Origin of the sequence: Emticicia sp. TH156 (assembly GCF_002855535.1) — a bacterium.
GTDB classification, from domain to species: Bacteria; Bacteroidota; Bacteroidia; order Cytophagales; family Spirosomataceae; genus Emticicia; species Emticicia fluvialis.
The window spans coordinates 54,998-74,339 of the sequence record NZ_PKRS01000001.1; the positions used below are offsets into that span (position 1 = coordinate 54,998).

The 19,342-nt window shown below is 41.2% G+C and carries 21 protein-coding genes; 7 read left to right on the forward strand and 14 right to left on the reverse strand.

Annotated elements, in window-relative coordinates:
* Positions 1–66 precede the first annotated feature (66 nt).
* The 3 genes from C0V77_RS00235 to C0V77_RS00245 all read right to left on the reverse strand — a co-directional run bounded on the left by C0V77_RS00235 (position 67) and on the right by C0V77_RS00245 (position 3,613).
* On the reverse strand, positions 67–1,314 hold the full coding sequence (locus tag C0V77_RS00235; RefSeq protein WP_101724307.1) for a c-type cytochrome: 1,248 nt from the start codon (positions 1,312–1,314) through the stop codon (positions 67–69).
* A 528-nt stretch (positions 1,315–1,842) separates the two neighbouring features.
* The gene (locus C0V77_RS00240; protein ID WP_101724308.1) at positions 1,843–2,760 is read right to left on the reverse strand and encodes a UbiA family prenyltransferase; all 918 of its coding nucleotides are present in this window, start codon (positions 2,758–2,760) and stop codon (positions 1,843–1,845) included.
* Between the two features lie 286 nt (positions 2,761–3,046).
* A complete protein-coding gene (locus C0V77_RS00245; protein ID WP_101724309.1) occupies positions 3,047–3,613 on the reverse strand; it encodes a DUF4136 domain-containing protein in 567 nt (188 codons plus the stop codon).
* Positions 3,614–4,127: 514 nt separating this feature from the next.
* Here C0V77_RS00245 and C0V77_RS00250 point away from each other — a divergent pair.
* Complete coding sequence (locus C0V77_RS00250; RefSeq protein ID WP_101724310.1) at positions 4,128–4,538, forward strand: DUF1761 domain-containing protein; 411 nt, start codon at positions 4,128–4,130, stop codon at positions 4,536–4,538.
* A gap of 153 nt (positions 4,539–4,691) precedes the next feature.
* On the opposite strand, the gene C0V77_RS00255 is transcribed toward C0V77_RS00250, so the two are convergent.
* Positions 4,692–5,117 (reverse strand): GNAT family N-acetyltransferase, encoded by a 426-nt coding sequence (locus C0V77_RS00255; RefSeq protein ID WP_216824385.1) that lies wholly within the window; start codon positions 5,115–5,117, stop codon positions 4,692–4,694.
* Between the two features lie 157 nt (positions 5,118–5,274).
* Here C0V77_RS00255 and C0V77_RS00260 point away from each other — a divergent pair, with 157 nt between their 5' ends.
* The 3 genes from C0V77_RS00260 to C0V77_RS00270 all read left to right on the forward strand — a co-directional run bounded on the left by C0V77_RS00260 (position 5,275) and on the right by C0V77_RS00270 (position 7,398).
* Positions 5,275–5,934, forward strand: a complete 660-nt coding sequence (locus C0V77_RS00260) for a class I SAM-dependent methyltransferase (RefSeq protein WP_101724311.1) — start codon at positions 5,275–5,277, stop codon at positions 5,932–5,934.
* Positions 5,935–6,064: 130 nt separating this feature from the next.
* Positions 6,065–6,508, forward strand: a complete 444-nt coding sequence (locus C0V77_RS00265; RefSeq protein WP_101724312.1) for a hypothetical protein — start codon at positions 6,065–6,067, stop codon at positions 6,506–6,508.
* A 32-nt stretch (positions 6,509–6,540) separates the two neighbouring features.
* A complete protein-coding gene (locus C0V77_RS00270) occupies positions 6,541–7,398 on the forward strand; it encodes an alpha/beta hydrolase (RefSeq protein ID WP_101724313.1) in 858 nt (285 codons plus the stop codon).
* 33 nt (positions 7,399–7,431) lie between these two features.
* Here the strand turns inward: C0V77_RS00270 and C0V77_RS00275 are convergent, their stop codons facing one another.
* Entirely contained in the window at positions 7,432–8,007 is a 576-nt protein-coding gene (locus C0V77_RS00275; protein WP_101724314.1) for an alpha/beta fold hydrolase, read from the reverse strand.
* A gap of 396 nt (positions 8,008–8,403) precedes the next feature.
* Between C0V77_RS00275 and C0V77_RS00280 the strand changes: the two genes are divergently transcribed.
* Entirely contained in the window at positions 8,404–9,720 is a 1,317-nt protein-coding gene (locus C0V77_RS00280) for a serine hydrolase (RefSeq protein ID WP_101724315.1), read from the forward strand.
* Between the two features lie 87 nt (positions 9,721–9,807).
* Here the strand turns inward: C0V77_RS00280 and C0V77_RS00285 are convergent, their stop codons facing one another.
* The 8 genes from C0V77_RS00285 to C0V77_RS00320 all read right to left on the reverse strand — a co-directional run bounded on the left by C0V77_RS00285 (position 9,808) and on the right by C0V77_RS00320 (position 15,033).
* A complete protein-coding gene (locus C0V77_RS00285; RefSeq protein ID WP_101724316.1) occupies positions 9,808–10,011 on the reverse strand; it encodes a DUF2892 domain-containing protein in 204 nt (67 codons plus the stop codon).
* A gap of 28 nt (positions 10,012–10,039) precedes the next feature.
* Positions 10,040–10,267: a hypothetical protein gene (locus tag C0V77_RS00290; RefSeq protein WP_101724317.1), complete on the reverse strand. Its 228-nt coding sequence runs from the start codon at positions 10,265–10,267 to the stop codon at positions 10,040–10,042.
* Between the two features lie 6 nt (positions 10,268–10,273).
* Positions 10,274–10,480, reverse strand: a complete 207-nt coding sequence (locus C0V77_RS00295) for a DUF2892 domain-containing protein (protein ID WP_101724318.1) — start codon at positions 10,478–10,480, stop codon at positions 10,274–10,276.
* An 11-nt stretch (positions 10,481–10,491) separates the two neighbouring features.
* Positions 10,492–10,818, reverse strand: coding sequence for a rhodanese-like domain-containing protein (locus tag C0V77_RS00300; RefSeq protein WP_101724319.1), 327 nt, complete (start codon positions 10,816–10,818; stop codon positions 10,492–10,494).
* Between the two features lie 90 nt (positions 10,819–10,908).
* Positions 10,909–12,330: a rhodanese-like domain-containing protein gene (locus C0V77_RS00305; protein ID WP_101724320.1), complete on the reverse strand. Its 1,422-nt coding sequence runs from the start codon at positions 12,328–12,330 to the stop codon at positions 10,909–10,911.
* A gap of 221 nt (positions 12,331–12,551) precedes the next feature.
* Complete coding sequence (locus C0V77_RS00310) at positions 12,552–13,187, reverse strand: Crp/Fnr family transcriptional regulator (RefSeq protein ID WP_101724321.1); 636 nt, start codon at positions 13,185–13,187, stop codon at positions 12,552–12,554.
* A gap of 102 nt (positions 13,188–13,289) precedes the next feature.
* The gene (locus tag C0V77_RS00315) at positions 13,290–13,538 is read right to left on the reverse strand and encodes a hypothetical protein (RefSeq protein WP_101724322.1); all 249 of its coding nucleotides are present in this window, start codon (positions 13,536–13,538) and stop codon (positions 13,290–13,292) included.
* A 151-nt stretch (positions 13,539–13,689) separates the two neighbouring features.
* Positions 13,690–15,033 carry a flavin monoamine oxidase family protein gene (locus tag C0V77_RS00320; RefSeq protein WP_101724323.1) on the reverse strand — a complete coding sequence of 448 codons (1,344 nt, stop codon included), beginning with the start codon at positions 15,031–15,033 and terminating at the stop codon, positions 13,690–13,692.
* Positions 15,034–15,151: 118 nt separating this feature from the next.
* On the opposite strand from C0V77_RS00320, the gene C0V77_RS00325 reads away from it, so the two are divergent.
* Positions 15,152–16,258: a carboxypeptidase-like regulatory domain-containing protein gene (locus C0V77_RS00325; RefSeq protein ID WP_101724324.1), complete on the forward strand. Its 1,107-nt coding sequence runs from the start codon at positions 15,152–15,154 to the stop codon at positions 16,256–16,258.
* A gap of 425 nt (positions 16,259–16,683) precedes the next feature.
* A complete protein-coding gene (gene fusA, locus C0V77_RS00330) occupies positions 16,684–18,774 on the forward strand; it encodes an elongation factor G (protein ID WP_101724325.1) in 2,091 nt (696 codons plus the stop codon).
* A gap of 139 nt (positions 18,775–18,913) precedes the next feature.
* Here the strand turns inward: fusA and C0V77_RS00335 are convergent, their stop codons facing one another.
* Positions 18,914–19,219, reverse strand: coding sequence for a DUF1330 domain-containing protein (locus C0V77_RS00335; RefSeq protein ID WP_101724326.1), 306 nt, complete (start codon positions 19,217–19,219; stop codon positions 18,914–18,916).
* Between the last annotated feature and the right edge of the window lie 123 nt (positions 19,220–19,342).

Sequence of the window (19,342 nt, forward strand, 5' to 3'; positions counted from 1 at the left end):
CCTTGTTAAAGGGACTTAATATCTTTGATTAATTTATTCTAAAACTTTACGTATTCGGTTTACAGATTAATAGTGGCATCTTGCACACTCTAAACCACCGATATCAGAAACTTTCATTGTACCGTTACTTGCGGCATTGTGGGCTTCCATTAGCTTATCATAATAAGCGTTATCTTTACCATTTACCTCAGTTTTACGGTGACAATCAACACACCAGCCCATTGTAAGTGTGGAACGTTGTTGCACTACTTCCATTTTGGCTATATCACCATGACAGTTGTTGCAATCAAGACCGCCCACATTTGTGTGTTGAGCGTGGTTGAAATAAGCAAGGTCTGGCAAATTATGTACACGAACCCATTCAATTGGTTTGTTGGTTTCAATTGCCGTGTAAATCTTCTGGATTTCAGGCGACTCACGTTTGATTGTGTTATGGCAGTTCATACAGATGTTAGCGGAAGGAATACCAGATTGTTTTCCTTTGTATACACCTGTGTGGCAATAAGCACAGTTGATTTTCATTTCACCGGCATGTAGCTTATGAGAAAATGAAATAGGTTGTTTAGGAGCATAGCCCTGATGAACGCCTATACCATACAAACCGTCAAAGGTAGCTTTGGTAGCCAGTAATACAAACACCCAGATAATGGCTGAACGAACCGTTTTGTTAGAAACAATCTGCTTAATGCTCAATTGAATTTTCTCACCCGCTGACACCGCAGAACCTTCAGTGCCTTCTGTTGAACCAGTAAGTTTATTTAACAACTGAAGAATACCCAACAAAGCAACCAATACAAGACCCATGATTACCAGAAGGGCAATCATAATTACGGTTACAAACTTGCCGCTTCCGGTATCAGCGGCAGTAGCAGAGGTAGTTGTACCATCACCAGGACCTGCCGTAGGAGCCGCCGGAGCAGAAGCAACTTTAACGTAATCAAGTATGGCGCGAACCTGCTCGTCAGTAAACGACGGGAAGGCTGTCATAGGAGTTTTGTTAAACTTTACGAAAAGCTCGTTTGCATACTTGTCGCCGCTTGCAATAACACCCATTGGGTTGTTAATCCATTTTTTAAGCCAGGCAAAGTCTCTGCGGGTTTCTACACCGGCCAGACCAGGCCCTACTACTTGCTCACTCGTCGGAGCATGACACTGCGCACAGTTTTCTTTGAATAATTTCTCTCCAAGTGCTGTGTCTCCTCCCCCTGCAGGTGCTGCTGCGGTAGCTGTTGAATCTTGTGCAAATGCGTTGCTGAAAGAAATGGTAACAACAACAGCAAGAGCTAAAAGTGATTTATAAAAATTACGAATCATATTATAAGTAAGTAGTATAACCTAATTTTCTGACTGCAAAACTACGCCAGTAATGTTTTCAATCAAATAGCTTTTTTAACTTTTTTTATTTTTTGCAGTAATTTAGAATAATTTTAAATAAAAACATAAAACACTGCAAATCAGCATTTTAACAAAAAATACCATTCCATGATTCACCCGTGCAGGGGTGCCTGGAATGGTATTTTAGCAAGATTATACGCACAAAAGAAACGTATATTCATTCTTATATGTTAATTTTTTTCAGTTTAGGTCAGGGCATTAATGTCGATACAAATATACGGCCAAGGGCGCTCTGTTACAATAGTTTAATCATAAATTTCTAGCATTTTAATCCTGCTCGCTGGCAGTACTCTGTCTTCAGGCATCTGCAAAAGGCTTAAAACCAGTGCGTTGTATTTTTACCTGTTATACGCAGCTCAATGCATGCTGTATTTCTTTACAACAAAATAATATGGCCTGCACTTCAAAAGTATATATACGCACAAAGCTAAAACCGGCCAATCTCTCTTATCTTAGGTGTGTACTATCAAAATAATAGGCTAAAATTCCGCACAAGGCTTTTAAAAACATAAGCCCATCAATAACTGTAAGATAAAAAAAGATGGTTCTTCGCTGTTTGAGCGCATAAGCCACCAGAATCATAGCCAGAAACGGAATCAAATTAAAAAGCAAACGGGTAACAGAAAACCCATTATAAATTGCAAATGCAAGAAAACTGGCCATGCCAGCCAATGTAAGCGGCACAATGATACTGAAAATGGTAAACCGTAGCCCTTTGGCCACTACAAAGGTTTTGATATTGTGATTGGCATCAGAAGCATAGTCTTTGATATCGAACATGATACAAAGCACTGAAACAAACATGAAGTTTTTTAGAAAAAGCCACCAACCGGTGGGGCTCATGCTTTGGTTGGTCTGATGCGAAATATGGTAAAATACCACAGGGGTAAGGGTTATTAAACCCGCCCAGGTAAAGCCTATGATAAATGGCTTCAGCCACCCTATTCTTCTAAGATTAAAACTACCCAAGAAACTTAAACCATAATAAAGCAGCGCGGCCAGAGGCGTAAGCAGCAATGGCCATAGTTGCCCTTTGCTGATGCCCGTCAGGCCAACCCTGTATTTGTACAAAAAAAACAGAAGTATGATACTACTGCTTATCAGACACAACCTCTGGCTATAAAGAACGTAAACCCTGTACTGAATAAACCAACGGGTTCTGGGGTTTCTGGACGTCTTAATTGATGGGTCTTTTATGTACGCCAGCGTATAAAACCAGACAGTAACCGTAAAAACCAGAACATAAAATACTGGTGGATTAAAAGAATAATTTTGCTGCAAAGAAGCCTCAATAGCCAATGCCACTGCACAAATGCCATAAAAATAGTTCCCGAAGAAAACTGCTTTGATAATAGACTGAAACATTAGACCGGCTAAATAATAAAACAGATAACAAATGCCTGTGCGCAATTCTGTTTCTGACCCAAACAAATGGAATACCCAGGTAAAGATAGTTGCTTTTGTAAGAAAACAAATGCCATAAACTTATAAATTGCCCATACGCTCTGTTTGCTGCTGAGGCAAACCCTTAAACCTATAACCCTGCTTCAACGGGTTTTGCTAAAGGCTTACAACAAATTATTAACCAAAAAGAGCGCACCCGAAAGCACGCTCTTTAAAACCAATTAACCCCATTGAATGCAGAAATAACTTAAGATACCGGATACTTCTTCATTATCTTGGCTACTCCTTTTTCAATCTGTCTGTCAAGTTTTTGGTTATTGATAGCAGACGAAATACTACCCTGCCATACCAGCTTATTGGTTTTGGCATCAATGGCATCAATTACCAGTGTACCCTCGGTATAGGTATATGGCGATGAATACCCACCACCCCAATACCCCATGTTATATGGCACAATGAAACGGCCAATACGGGTGTATCCTATCATTGGGTAGGCTGCGCCATAACTAAAGCCACGGTTGGTTTCTTTCTCGGCATTCGTATGAAACCTCAACAACAAATCCGGTTGGCTGGTATCAATACTCAAGCCTTTGCTTAGCAAAGCCTGGTCAACATCCGTCTGAATTTTCTTGCTAACCAGTTCATTATTATATAATGGATTATTCGTCCGTATATCCGGCTCAACCCAGGCAAAAGTTCTGAACTTACTAAAATCGGCCGAAGGGTCTTTATGTGTAATAACCTGTGCGTTGGCACCTGAGATGCCCAGCCCAATCATCCCGATCAGCAGGGCTTTGTTCAATAGGCTTTTCATCAATTTATAAATTGTTTGTTCTGAATTATTGAAAACAACTTTTAGACAGCCCACGGTAAAAAAAGTAAATTACTACCTGCATTAAAATTCGTTAAAAAAAATAAGCAGTCTCAAACATAAAAAAACAACAGATTAAACCAGTAAAATTGTTTTTGAATATACCATTTAATCAAAAATTCAGGGTGAAAGATATAAACTCAATGAATTTTTATTAGTTTTGGTTATAGTTGCCAAACCAGAACTTATATGATTTTTAAAATTCAAATTAGCACTGATTTTGATAATCATCTTGAAAAGAGCTTCACCTATAGCCGTGAGCTTTTAACTTTCGACCTCCACACTGGGCCGATTGTCAAATCCACACTAGATTCAGACACCACATTGAGTAATTACCCCGAATACGTTTCGTATAACCACACCCTTGAAGGCCAAAGGCCTTACCAGTATTCTTAAGTGATATTCCATACAACCAAAGTTAAAAATTTAAATCTGGTTTATTTTTAATTCAATTACTATGGAAAACATCTACCTTAATCACTGGGCAGTGCTGGCTTGTGCTGTCTTAAGCCTTGCCTTGGGCGCCTTATGGTATTCACCACTTATGTTTCTAAACGGGTGGAAAACAGCTAATAATCTGACAGATGAGCAACTGAGAGCTAACAATCCGGCAAAAACTTTCGGTATTACTTTTGTGCTGGCGCTGATAACGAGCTATAATCTGGCGTTTTTTCTGGGAGACGACAAAACCGATATGGCATGGGGCGCTACAGCAGGCTTTTTAACCGGTTTTGGTTTCTGTAGTGCCATTTTTACAATTGTTGCTTTGTTCGAACTACGTTCGCTTAAATACATCCTCATTAATGGTGGCTACATAACTGTTTACTACACCCTGGCCGGCCTTATTCTGGGTGCCTGGAGGGGCTAAGCATCGTTTTAAATAAGCATATTCAAAAAACACCATCGCGCAATGCAAGGGGCAAACCCAATTCAGTAATAACTTAAACCCCTTGCCTTGCGCTAAGAAACAATAACCCGGGTCTACCAAAAGCACTATGCTGGTGATTGTTAAAACCAATACTCAGCGGTACTCAAAAATTATATAAATTCCTTCCACCGATATTCCTTTCTTTTTCTGTACAAAACCACATTTTTTATAGAATGCAATAGCCGCCTGGTTGGCCTGCAGGCATTTCAACGTAATTGGGGTCTTTAATTGCTGAAGCATGGCATCAACCATCAATTTTCCAACTCCCATTTTCTGATATGACAAATGCACATAAATATGGTGTATAAAGTTATCTGGTTCATAGGCAGAAATAAACCCAACAATTACGTCACCAATAAATGCAACAAGGGTGTATTCGCCCTGGGTATCGGTGTCGTAAGATTCTAAATGATAATGGCTGGTATTTAACCAGGTAAAGGTAGCCTTTCGTACCTGCAGGTATAATTCTCTTAAAGCAGGTAAATCTTTCAATTGAAATGCTTCTATTCTTACTTTCAAGGTCTTCTAATTTTTTATTTCGGGATTCTCTCCAAAACTATTACGGTTTTCTGAATTTGCCAAACATCGCTTTCCAGTATCTAGAATATTTAATACCTGTGCAATGGCGTAGGCATAATTTTTATTAATTTAGCTTTATAACAACAGCACAACAGATATGAACGAAGAACTACTGAAAGAAATAGCAGCCCAACTGCGCCAGCCGCATGGCGAAATGGGCAATGAAATGGGCGACAGAATGAACCAGAGTAATGCCCTGATGAACCGCTTTGCCATGAAAAACCTTAATGCGGTTCCCGGCGATGCCGTTCTTGAAATAGGCATGGGGAACGGCTTTTTTGTAAATGAAATACTCAAAAATAACCACACGATTGTCTACACCGGTTGCGACTTCTCTGAAGCCATGGTTACAAGGGCTATACAACTCAATGAAACTTTGATAAACCAAGGGCAGGCGACATTCAAATTAGCCAGCGCCAACGATTTACCTTTTGATGCTGAAAGCTTTGATAAGGTTTTTACCGTAAACACCATCTATTTCTGGGATAACCCAACAAGTGTATTGAATGAAGTAAAGCGTGTAATGAAACCAACTGCCCAATTGCTGATAGCGCTGAGGCCAAGGTCTGTAATGGAACAATATCCGTTTACCAGATTCGGCTTTACTATGTATAGTGCTGATGAACTAACGGCTTTGCTACTGGCAAACGGTCTTTCGGTAATGCATATACTGGAAGAAAACGAACCAGATCAGGAAATGGCAGGAGAAGTGATTAAGTCTTCTTCAATGATTGTCTGTGCACAAAAAAACCATTGATTTACCTGTCAGCTAACCATCCATCCGACTTGCTGCATGAATGGCTAAAGCCGAAAAATTATCTGACCGATAGCCTTACAAAAACAATTATTTACCTTTGATGTAAATTTGAAGGTTTAAGCAAAAAAATATGATTCTTTACTTATTAATATCGTTACTACTTATTCACGCCGGCGAGCATCCGACTGTAAACAATTTAATAAATGTAAAGGCAAATGCAACCAGTGTGGCTATACTCCATCGGCATGCACTTCAAGACACCACCTTTACCCTTAAAATTGAAAACGATAAGCGAGTAGTTGACAATGCTCTGAAGGCCCGACTAACAAAAGAAATAAAGGCAGCTATTATGACCAATAAGCTTAAAAAACCATACAAACTGGCTATGGGCTTTACTCGAGGCGCCCGGGATGTGGAGACCTTTCTGTTTGGCGAGCAGCTTTTCTACTCTCTGGCCGAGAGTGGCTTTACAATTAATGGCAAACCCATTGAGTTACCAGATGCAAACCCAAACCCCATACCGCAGATAAAGGTCATAGACAATATAATATACGTGGTGCTGTCTAAAATGTAACCTGTCTGATACTTTACTATTTATTATCGTATATGAGAATTCTAAAAATCCTGATTTTAATGTGCCTGCCTATTGGTCTGCTGGCGCAGTCAGAAACCAGCACCCTTAAACCTTTTGTATTAGGGTACATTGATGAAATCAACTCAGTGCAACTGGGAGAGAAAAGGATTTTGAATATTTACCTGCCAGAAGGATATTCTATGACAGACACTACCCGCTACCCTGTTGTTTATCTGCTTGATGGCTCTTATGATGAAGATTTTATTCATGTAACAGGCCTTTATCAGTTCAATAACTTCTCATGGATTAACCGCGTACCAAAATCAATTATCGTAGGCATAGCCAATGTAGACAGGAGAAGAGATTTTACATACCCAACTACGATTCAGAAAGAAAAAGAAAGTTTTAAAACCGCCGGAAAGTCCGCCCGGTTTATAGGTTTCATAGAAAAAGAACTGCAACCTTATATTACAAAAAAATATAATGCCGGTGGGTCAAAAACCATTATCGGGCAATCGCTGGGTGGTTTGCTGGCAACAGAAATTCTTCTTAAGAAACCTGCCCTGTTTAATCAGTATATCATTATCAGCCCAAGTATATGGTGGGACAACGGCTCATTGCTTGAACTGGACTCAGACATTCTGAAACCTAACTTTAACCAGCCGATAAAGGTATATATCGGCGTTGGTAAAGAGGGGCTGGCGCCGTCTGAAACCCCAAGGGTAATGGAAGTAGATGCCAACCTGCTGGTTGAAAAACTAAAAAAAGCGACAAACAAAAATCTGCATGTATATTTTGATTATCTGCCACAAGAAGACCACGCCACTATTACGCACCAGGCCGTTTTTAACGCTTTACGCTTGTTTAATCCGGTTACTGATAAAAACTGAATTTTAAATCGTTGATTAATCTCTTACCTTATTTTAATCGGCAAGGAAGGTCATTAAATAGCTTATGATTTCTTTGCGCTGTGGCTCGGTTGCATCCTCGTCCATATCGTTATGAATAGTAGCCGGCAGTTTAATAACCGTTATTTTGTATTTCTTTTGTTCATCTGCTGTTGGTAAAACACCCTCATCGGCAGGTTGGTCGCTTGACCGTAATGAATAAACCCCGGGCTTTTTTGTCCGCGGCAGTTCCATTCTGCGGTTATCCAGAGTAACAATCTTGCTAATTAAATGTGGGTACTTGTGCGCAAACAAAGCTGTCATGTCTCCACCGTTAGAATGCCCCACTAAAATCACGTGCTTAAAGTCAAGATGCGGACTCCTTTTTTTAAGTTCACTTAACACAAAAAGTAGGTTAGCTGCACCCCTCTCCCAATTAGAACGTCTTACCACTTGTGGTTTACCGGTTAGTGGCAAAAGGCTGTCGGTAGGTAGTTCATGCTGTACACTAGCTACCAGGTAACCCTCTGATGCCAGATGATGAGTCAGGTAATTATACGCCAGATTAGCGCCGCCTTTGTTTTGGCCGTAACCATGGCTGAAAATAACCAATTTCTGATGTTTAACCTTAACAGAAGGCTTAAAAAATGCTATAGGAATTACCCTGCTACGGGCAGTATCAAACCATCTGACGGTGTCAATCTTTACCTCAAAATTCTTTTAAGCCAGTAAAACAGAAGAAAATGCGAAAAAAAAGAAAGCCAGGATAAATGCCACAAATCTTTGGTGATGGTTGTTTTTCATTAAGCACGTTTTTCGTGCAATTTATTAATTATCCAAAGAGTCTGCCAGAGTGCTTCAAAGAAAATTGCTAGGCAGAAACCTTGTCATTCTCCTTTCAATCTTAAATGGGCATCCATAACCGTTCAAATAATTTAACGGCACAAAAACTATTGCATGATATAGTTTTGCCAGATATTTTAATCATAAAAGTTTCACCCTATTGTTATGAAATTTCTTAGTTCGTCATTAATGCTCTGCCTTTTTGTTTTGCAGGCCATTTGCCAGCCTTTAAATACCAATAAGCTGGATAGCCTCTTCAATACACTTGCCAACAAGAAATTGGCTATGGGTAGCCTGGCCATCAGTATAAATGGCAAAGCGCAATACAAAAAAGCAGTTGGTTATGCTGATCTTAACAACCAAATTGCTGCCAATACGGGTACAAGATATAGAGTCGGTTCGGTATCAAAAATGTTTACTGCTGTAATGGTGTTCCAACTGATTGAAGAAAAAAAGCTCTCATTAACTGATAAACTAAGCCATTTTTATGGTGATGTTCCTGATGCTGAGAATATTACGATAAGCCACTTGCTCAATCACAGAAGCGGATTGCACAGTTATACAGAAGATACCGACTACTCTACATGGATGAGCAGCGCTCAATCACACGCCCAGATGCTGGCAATCATCAGAAAACTAAAACCTGACTTTGCGCCCGGTACAAAAGCCGCTTATTCTAACACCAATTATTTATTGCTCAGCTACATAATTGAGCAAATAGACCAAAAGCCTTATTCAGAAGCTCTCAAGCAGCGCATCACCTTAAAAACAGGCTTGAAAGACACATACTTCGGGGATTTAACTGATATCTCCAAAAATGAAAGCTGTTCATATAAATATAATGAAGGAAACTGGTATCAAATAAAAGAAACAGATTTGTCTATACACAGCGGAGCAGGCTCAATCGTATCAACCCCAACAGACCTGGTCAAATTTATTGAAGCGCTTTACGAGGGCAAATTAATTGGCAGTGCAAGCCTTAATGAAATGCAAACCATGAAAGACGGCTATGGAATGGGGATGTTTCCTTTCAGTTTTGAAGACAAAACTGCCTTTGGACACAATGGGCGGATAGAAGAGTTTTATGCGGCAGTCAGGTATTTTCCTGAAGAAAAAATGGCAATGGCCTATTGCACAAATGGTATTCTTTACCCCAGAGCAGATATTCTTACAGGTATTCAGCGTATATGCTTTAATAAGCCTTATGCTATTCCGTTTACTAATCTTACTCCGTTGGGTTCTCATGATTTAGACCAGTACACAGGTATGTACACTTCAGACAACAGGGCAATAGTAGTGAATGTAGGCAAAAACCAATCAGAATTGCTTATAGAAACCAGAGGTAAAGCATTTGAGGTGCAACCCATTGGAAAACACTACTTCATGCAGCAAGGTTTGGGTTATTTCTTTGAATTTGAACCTAAAAAAAACACACTCCTGATTAAAGAAACAGATAATATTTACTACCTGAAACGTCAATAGAAATTTAATGACAACAGGAACGTTTTCATTAGCAATAACAGAATCCTGTGGCATAACACCACGGGATTCTGTTAGCGGACTTCAAAATTATGCCTTTTTACGGCAGGTATTTATACCGAATATTGAATAAAGCGGACAATAGTTTATCAAAGCAGTAATCAGGAAAATACCTCCTGCTACTAATGCCACTATGCCCCAAACCCCCGTTAGTACTTTTGTAAAATAGAGTATCAGGGCCAGAAGTGCAACCAGGAATCTGGCGATACGGTCGGTGCTGCCGATGTTCTTCATGGTAAAAGAGTTTAAAGATGATATTGTACTATTGAAACTGATTATCTCCGCCGGGTTTTTCCGGTTGCTTATTGAGAAAGTCTTTCAGTAAATCGCCGAAAAAAAACCCGAAATAGCCCCCGATTGGAATCATGGTCTGCCACTGCGATTTAAGCGGGCAGGTACCTGTCAGGCAGCCTATTTCTTTCCAGTACAAGTAACCGCCCAGGGCGCCGATGGCTGTAAATACCCAGACAATGAATCTTTTGTTTTTCATACAATTTTATGTTCTGCGTCTATACCTTCGGTTATCAGGGATATTGCAGCCACCGGGGCCGCAACCAAAATTCATTACGGCCTGCACCACCAACAGCAACCCGATAACACCGAGAAGCAACTGGTTTTCAATAAAGGCCATGATAATAATACCCATGCCAGCTACCAGCCTTATGATGCGAACGGCGTTCCAGTATTTCAATAAAGTTTTCATATTACCTTTGTTTATCGCGGATAGCTTCCTATACCACCTGAAAGGTTATAAACATTTTTAAACCCCTTACCTGCCAGAATATGACAGGCCTGCGCACTTCTGGCGCCACTTCTGCAATAAAGCAGATAGGTTTTCTGAGGGTCCAGCCCATCCAGCCGCTTTTGAAAATCGCCGCTCATGATATCTGCATTAATGGCCCCTTTAATAGACCCCTGTCTGTATTCCATGGGTGTGCGTACATCCAGCAATACAGCCTCTTTATTTTCGTTCAGCAGTTGCTTGAAGGCCTGCCCTGACACATCCTGATACTGCTTTTTGGTTTTAAAGAAATCGAACATTTTCTAACTGTTTATAAATTAATTATAAATCAAATGTCCGCAAAAAATGATACACTTGCAGTGATTTTTATCACACAGAGATAATTTATTTCAGAGCAGGGTTGTTGGACAAACATAGTCTGTTACAGCTACCCTTCCGGTTTGTTTAATTGCTGCAAAACCGCCGGCCACGTCAATCAGGTTATGAAATCCTCGTGCTTTAAGAATAGAAATGGCTATCATAGACCTGTATCCTCCGGCGCAATGTACATAATAAGTGGTGCCAGGATTTACCTGAGCCATGTAATCATTCAGAAAATCAAGCGGCATATTTTCGGCACCCAAAATATGTTCCGAGTCATACTCACTTTTCTTTCTTACATCTATTATGGGTAAGGTTGTTGTAGTATTTATTAAATCCGCAAACTTTTCAGCGTCTACCTGCTGTACGCTATCGGTCTCATGGCCTGCATTTATCCATTCCTTAACACCGCCTTTTAGGTATCCAATGCAATTATCATATCCTACACGAGCCAATCTGGTAATGGTTTCTTCTTCTTTGCCTTCTTCTGCAACCAGTAGAACCGGCTGTTTTAAATCTTTGATTAGCGTACCTACCCAGGATGCAAACTGCCCGTTAAGACCAATATTTACTGACCCCGGAATAAAGGCCGTGGCAAATTCTGCCGCACTTCTTACATCCAGTATCAGGGCATCTGTTTCTTTTGCGGCAGCCTCAAACTCTCGCACATTCAATGCCCGCATGCCACGGCTCAACACATTGTCTAGGCTTTCGTAGCCTTTCAGGTTCATTAACACATTAAACGGAAAATAGGCCGGAGGCGGTACAAGGCCTGTCAATAAATCTTTAATAAACTGCTCTTCAGTAAGCGACGGGTTCAACGCATAGTTTACCTTTTTCTGATGCCCCAGAGTATCAAAAGTGTCTTTGCTCATGTTTTTACCACAGGCACTACCCGCACCATGGTTTGGATAAACGATGAGTGCGTCGCTTAATGGCATGATTTTGTTCCGAAGCGAATGATACAGATGCGAGGCCAGTTTTTCTTGTGTCAGCTCTGCTATAACGTGCTGAGCCAGGTCTGGCCGGCCAACGTCATTAATAAATAAGGTATCGCCTGAAAAAAGCGCGGTCTCTTTGCCATTTTCATCAATCAGCAAATAGCACGAAGACTCCATCGTATGCCCTGGCGTGTGCAGTAGTTTTATCTTTATGTTACCTAATGTAAATACTTCGCCGTCGTGGGCTACGTGTGCATCATAGCCCGGCTTTGCCGTAGGCCCGAATACAATGGTGGCTCCGGTTTTACTGGCCAGCTCAAGATGACCCGATACGAAATCGGCATGAAAGTGGGTCTCAAAAACATACTTTATCTGGGCATTGTCTTTCAAGGCTTTGTTCAGGTAAGTACTACTGTCTCGAAGAGGGTCAATCACTGCGGCCTCACCCGCCGACTCTATGTAATAGGCTGCCTCTGCCAGGCATCCGGTGTAAATCTGCTCTATTTTCATTGTTATTGTGTTTAAGTTTAAAATTTTAAGCTGCTGCAAATGTATTTGCCTGCCAATTACTTGTCAGTAACATTTCTCACACTTGTTATACCTTATCTTAAAGCACCTAAAATTATGAAGCTTAAACACTACAATTAATGACGGATGTCATAACGGCACAAAAAGAACGGAAACCGCCAGAGGCAATTCCCGTACAAAAAACGTATTCTTTTAACGGTATGTCAGAGTAATTCAATCCTGTTTCTGGACAGCTTTACTTTTCCGAGTTTTTCTAATTGTTTCAGCAGTCTGGACACCACCTCTCTTGACGTGGCCAGTTCATTGGCCAGTTCTTCGTGGGTTGTCAAAAAAACCTTACAATTACAGGCTTTGGCTTTCCGTTTCAGCAGCATCAGCAGGCGGTCGTCCAGCTTATGAAAAGCTATCTGGTCAATGGTGTTGAGCAAATCTTCAAAGCGTCGTTGATAAGTCATAAAAACAAATTGCTTCCACGAGTTATACCGGGTCATCCACTCTTCCACCTTTTCAATAGGTATGCTTATCAATGTGGTTGCCTCGTCAGTAACAGCAAGTATTTCGCTTTGTTTATGGCCAAGGCAACAGGTTAACGACATAGCGCAGGAGTCCATGCCCCCCAGGTAGTACAAAAGTGCCTCACGGCCGTCGTGATCAGGCCGGAGTATCTTTACAGAACCTTTTAATATAATAGGTACAAACCTGATGTAACCGCCGGGCTGCATAAGTACGTGCCCTTCTTCAAGCACAACGTAGTTACCCACAAGAGCTAATTCCTGCAATAATTCGTATTCAAAAATACCTGTGAATTTTTCCTGAAGCAATGATATACCGGGCTTCATAGTATTTGCTTTTTTGTTTTAAATTCAAAAATAAGCATATACTTTAACCGGCTATGTAACAAATGTCACATTTGTTTCTGGGAGGCAGTTTATTGTAGTTGATTATTTCTTGAAAACGGAAATATTCATAATGCCCACTTTGGGCGAGAAGGAAGAATTGTATCTTAATTTAAGCTTATCGAGTATTAAAATGAAATATTTAAGTCTGTCAAATATCTGGTCACCGTAAATCTTAATTATAAGACAAACCCTGCAGTTGCTTCTTACGATTTCCTGCGGACTGAGCTCGCTCTTTTGAATGGCTTCAAGCACCCTGGCCTGAAAAGCCTCGTTTGATTCTTCTTTGTTCATGAGAGTAATTTCCTGATGGCTATTAATATTGTTTTCCCGATTAATAATAAAGTTAGTGATTATATCAGGTAAAAACTACTCATTTGTGAATAAGAATTAAATATTGTTTATTTTCTAAGGCTATTCTAAGCAAATAAATTAAACAAACACTTCAAAAAGCCAGTATTTCTTTGGCAGCCCTTTCCCCAGACCTGATGGCGCCGTCAATATACCCATTCCAGACATCAGCCGTTTCAGTACCAGCCCAATGGATATTTCCTACGGGTTCTCTTAAAGCTTTGCCGACGGAGGTCCAGGCACCTGTAGGCATTAATCCGGCATAACAGCCGCGGGTAAACTCTTCTTCTGCCCAGCTATGGTCCAGGTACTGAACAGGTTGCCGGGCTTTTTCGCCATAAAAGCGGGCAAAGGTATTCAGCACAGTTGCTTTTCTTTCTTCGGGTGTTAGTCTCGCAAAAGCTTTGGCCTGATTGCCCAGCACAAAACCCATCATAATTCCTTTACTGGCATCTTTGGGCGAGTTATCGAAAGTTACTGTAACGTAGCCATCATTAGTGGCCGCCAAACCGTTCAGTCCATCTTCCCGCCAGAAGGGTTTGTCATATATGGCGTAGGTTTTCCAGACATTGCCCATTGGCATACGCTGCGTAAGCTGCTCTCTGTTGGCAGGCATAAGCGGGGCGTACTGTATCCTTCCGGCAAGCATGGGTGGCAATGCTACTATCACTTTTGAAGCTGCCAGCTCAAAACCATCACCCTTCACAGTTACTACTTCACCCTCCTGGCTGATGCTTCTGACAATACTGTTTAAACGAATATATTCCTTAAAAGTATCTGCAAGCCGTAATGCCGGTTGCGCGGCCCCTCCTACCAGTCGTTCTTCCTGTGCTCCGTTCTTTACATTCATCAGCTTATCTAAATCTCCGCCTGACCTGGTGTAAAAAAGTGCGTGCAGCATTGATATTTCGTTGGGGTCTGCTGCCCAGATGGCCTCTGCCGCCAGCTTAAACATAACTTTTGCCGTTTTGAACGACATCTGTTTGTCCATCCAGGCAGCCAGAGTCAGCGAGTCATAATAGGCCGCATTAGGCGTTTTCCAGGGGTTTTGCAGGTCTACTGTTTTAGACAGCTTATTCATACGCTTAATGGCCATATCCAGACTTAGGAGCGCGCCTATGGGCAGGGGCGGAATTATCCCTTTATAATATTTCAGTTTATTGTTAAAGTAAAGGGTGCTTTTCCCTTCGTCAAAAGTCGGAAAAGTCTGCACGCCAAACTCCTTTGCCAGGGCATAGATTTTGTCTTGAGTGGGCCCTACCCATGCAGCGCCCAGGTCTACGTAGCTGCCGTCTTCAAAATATTGGGTATGCACCCTGCCGCCTACGCGGTCGCGGGCTTCCAGTAAAATTACTTTTTTCCCGGCTCTGAGTAGTTCGCGGGTAGCGGTTAGTCCGGCATATCCGGCACCGACAACAATGGCATCGTAGGTTTGCATAAGAAGGTTAAAGATTAGGGAATCCTAATTTGAATATTTTATTTGTAAAAAACCAACATCTTTTATGGAAAAACTACTTTGCCTGCATCTATACTACAAAACTTAAAAACCTGATACTATGAAGGCAACTTTTCAACTCAATGTAGATAATCCGTGCCACGAGCGATGGGAATCATTTTTGCCCACCGCCACAGGTGGTTTTTGTGCTTCATGCGCTAAAAATGTAATTGATTTCAGTCAGATGTCTGAAAGCCAATTGATGGCTTTTTTCAGAGACAGGCAGGGTTCTTCAGATAAACTCTGCGGGCGTTTTAGAGATGACCAGTTGAAAAAGAATTATGCTATTAAAGAGTGGTTTCCAGAATGGAGCGAAGGAACCAGGTACGCTTCTATCGAAATTCCGCTTAAGATATTAAGTAATCAGGAAAGTTCCGGTTTGATTAAGCTGCCACACATGAAGCACACCAAGCTTATCAGGAATGTAGCTGCAGCCATAATGACTTTCTTTTGCATTGAAGATGGCATCGCTCAAAACCGATTGATTTCCGGAAGAGTAGTAGATGCAGATACAGGTGATTCCTTGTCTCACGTTTCTATTACCGTAAAAGGAACTAAACGGGGTGCAATATCTGACCTTAATGGTAGATACCAGATTTCAGCTAGTGAAAGCGATACGCTCATTTTTACCTTTATCGGTTATGCAAGTGAAAAAAGACCTGTCATTGAATCATCAGAAGTATTCATGTACCCTACCATGACTGTGCTTTCAGGCGCGGTTTCTGTAAAAGGCATAGCGCCGGAACGGCACAATATGAGTACCGGAGGCATTTCAATCAGCAAAAGTTATTGCAGTACTGAAATAGCAGCCCCACTCCCAAAATTTGCCTCAAAAGTAACCGTATGGGGCAATGCAGTTCAAAACGGAGAACTTACATTGGTACCGCAACTGTCAGCATCGCCCGATTCTGCAGGTACATCTTATGAGAGGTCGGTACATGAACAATGGTTTCAGCAAAACGGCTTTCAGGAAGTACAGAGTGTTCAGATATATGATAATTCGGGCCGGGTATTAACAGAGAGTTTTTCAAAAGTATCTGATGGCATGGTTCGGGTAGATGTAAGACATATTCCCCGGGGCTCCTATATTGTCAGAATAGTTTACCGTAACGAAAGAAGTATTGCAGAACATGAGGTTTCAACAGTACGGATTATTATTGAGAGATAAGTCAGAACCAAATTTACTTGGCACGCCCAAAGATGCAGGCAGGCTTATGGTAGCAAATGAAACAGTTAACATGGTAGTATCTTTACCCCCCTGATTCAAACCGGAACAACCGATTGCGCTTCAGCTGAAGTTGGCAAAGGTTAACTTTATAAGATTTATTCTCAGATTTCAGAGACTATTTGCCTTTCTTCCCTTGAACCAGAGATTCCAGAATTTGTGTACGCATTTCCTGGCCTAATGTAGTAAGCTACTGCCTGCAGGCAAGAAATATTTACAAAAAACAAAACCTTTTTGATTTTCTCAAAAAGTATTCATAATTTTGCACCCCGAAATACAATTCTAATATTAGCTTGGAATAAAAGTTTCTCAACAATATTGTCTGATAAGCAGACTCTTAAAAAACATTTTTTCAAAAATCTAAAAAAATGGCACGCGATTTAAAATTTACAAGAAACATCGGTATTGCTGCCCACATTGACGCAGGTAAAACAACTACCACTGAGCGTATCCTTTATTATGCCGGCGTGAGCCACAAAATCGGTGAGGTACACGATGGAGCTGCTACGATGGACTGGATGGAGCAAGAGCAGGAAAGAGGTATTACCATCACATCAGCTGCAACCACCGTTGGTTGGAATTACAGAGACCAAAAATATCATATCAATATAATTGATACTCCAGGTCACGTTGACTTTACTGTAGAGGTAAACCGTTCACTACGTGTATTAGACGGCTTGGTGTTCTTATTTAGTGCGGTTGATGGTGTTGAGCCTCAATCTGAAACTAACTGGCGTTTGGCCAACAACTATAACGTAGCTCGTTTGGGCTTCGTTAACAAAATGGACCGCTCAGGTGCCGACTTCCTTAACGTGTGTAAGCAAGTAAAAGAGATGTTGGGCAGCAACGCAGTGCCTCTTCAATTGCCAATCGGCGCTGAAGACAACTTTAAAGGTGTGGTTGACCTGGTGAACTTCCGCGGTATTGTTTGGAACGAGCATGACAAAGGGATGACTTTCACTGAAGTACCGATTCCTGACGACATGATGGAAGAGGCTACTGAATACCGTGAGAAATTGTTGGAAGCTGTAGCTGAATTTGATGATACTTTGATGGAGAAATACTTCGAAGACCCGAATTCAATCACAGAAGACGAAATCCTTGCAGCGCTTCGCCAGGCAGTTATCGCCATGAAGATTGTTCCGATGCTTTGCGGTTCTTCATTCAAAAACAAAGGTGTGCAAACCATGCTCGACTACGTGATGGCTCTATTGCCTTCACCATTGGATAAAGAAGCCATTAAAGGAACTGATCCTAATACAGGTAACGAAATTTTCCGTAAACCAACTGAAAGCGATCCTTTCGCGGCTCTTGCCTTTAAAATCGCTACTGACCCTTACGTTGGCCGTCTTTGTTTCATCCGCGCTTATTCGGGTGGTTTAGATGCCGGTTCTTATGTATTGAACAACCGTTCGGGCAACAAAGAGCGTATCTCTCGTATCTTCCAGATGCACGCCAACAAACAAAACTCAATTGAGCGTTTGGGTGCCGGTGACATCGGTGCGGTAGTAGGTTTCAAAGATATTAAAACCGGTGATACACTTTCTGATGAGAAAAACCCAATCATTCTTGAATCAATGGTATTCCCTGATCCGGTTATCGGGTATGCTATCGAGCCTAAGAAAACAGCCGATCAGGATAACTTCTCTAAAGCAATCACTAAATTGATTGAAGAAGACCCAACCCTACAGGTTGAGTCTAACGAAGAAACAGGTCAGACCATCATCCGTGGTATGGGTGAGCTTCACCTTGAAATCATCATCGACCGTATGCGTCGTGAGTTCAAAGTAGAAGTGAACCAGGGTGCACCACAGGTAGCTTATAAAGAAACCATCACCAAGTCTATCGAACACCGTGAGGTTTACAAGAAACAATCGGGTGGTCGTGGTAAATTTGCCGACATCGTATTTGAAATCGGACCACGTACAGACGAGAAAACAGGTCTTGAGTTCGTAAACAACATTGTGGGTGGTATTATTCCAAAAGAGTTTATCCCTGCCATTCAGAAAGGTTTCGAATCAGCCATGTCAAATGGTCCGTTAGCAGGTTTCCCTGTTGACTCAATGAAAGTGCGTTTGTTCCACGGTTCATTCCACGACGTTGACTCTGACTCATTGTCTTTCGAGCTAGCTGCTCGTATGGGCTTCAAAGAAGCTGCACGTCAGGCTGGCCCTAAATTGCTAGAACCAATCATGGCAGTTGAGGTTGTTACTCCTGACGAGTACACAGGTCCTATCACTGGTGACTTGAACCGTCGTCGTGGTGTGATGAGAGGTATGGATACTAAAGCTGGTTCGCAAGTAATCAAAGCTGATGTACCTCTTTCAGAATTGTTCGGTTATGTAACAGACCTACGTACAATGTCGTCTGGTCGTGCTACTGCTAACTTGACATTCTCACATTACGAAATCGTTCCGCAAAACATTGCAGATGGCGTAATTGCAAAATCAAAAGCTTAATAATAGCTTTAAGTATATTTAAAACACCTGCTTCGGTTTCGAGGCAGGTGTTTTTGTTTAATACTTACAATCATAATCTTTTCAACATCGCTCGCCTGTATTTTTACAATTATTTGTTGCGCCTTCTCTGAATCACTCCTTAACCCATTTTAGCGCCCTTAATCATCAGAATGGTTTTTACCGATTCTTCTTTTAAAGGCAAAAATTTCATGCGGCCGTCGTCTTTCATAAAGCCCAGCAAGTCGCTTTCGTGTTCAAAAGAAACAATATGAATTTCATAGGGTTTTTCTTCTTCACCAGCTATATAGGCGGTAGCATCAGGCCTTATCCGGTACAACAACTTGCCGTTATATTTCTCCATCAAGGGTATGGCAAAATTCTCAAACTCATGAAAAACTTCTTCTTTCCCCTCTTTAATAAAAATAAGCTGAGTAATGTAAATCATAGTAAATATTGATTCAGGTTCTATTTTCTGATTTTGTTTTAGCCGCAATAGGTAGTCTTGCAAGAAGTAATTTTAATGATGCTCCAGACTTGAACCAGATTTGGTATCGGTTTGAACAGGTAA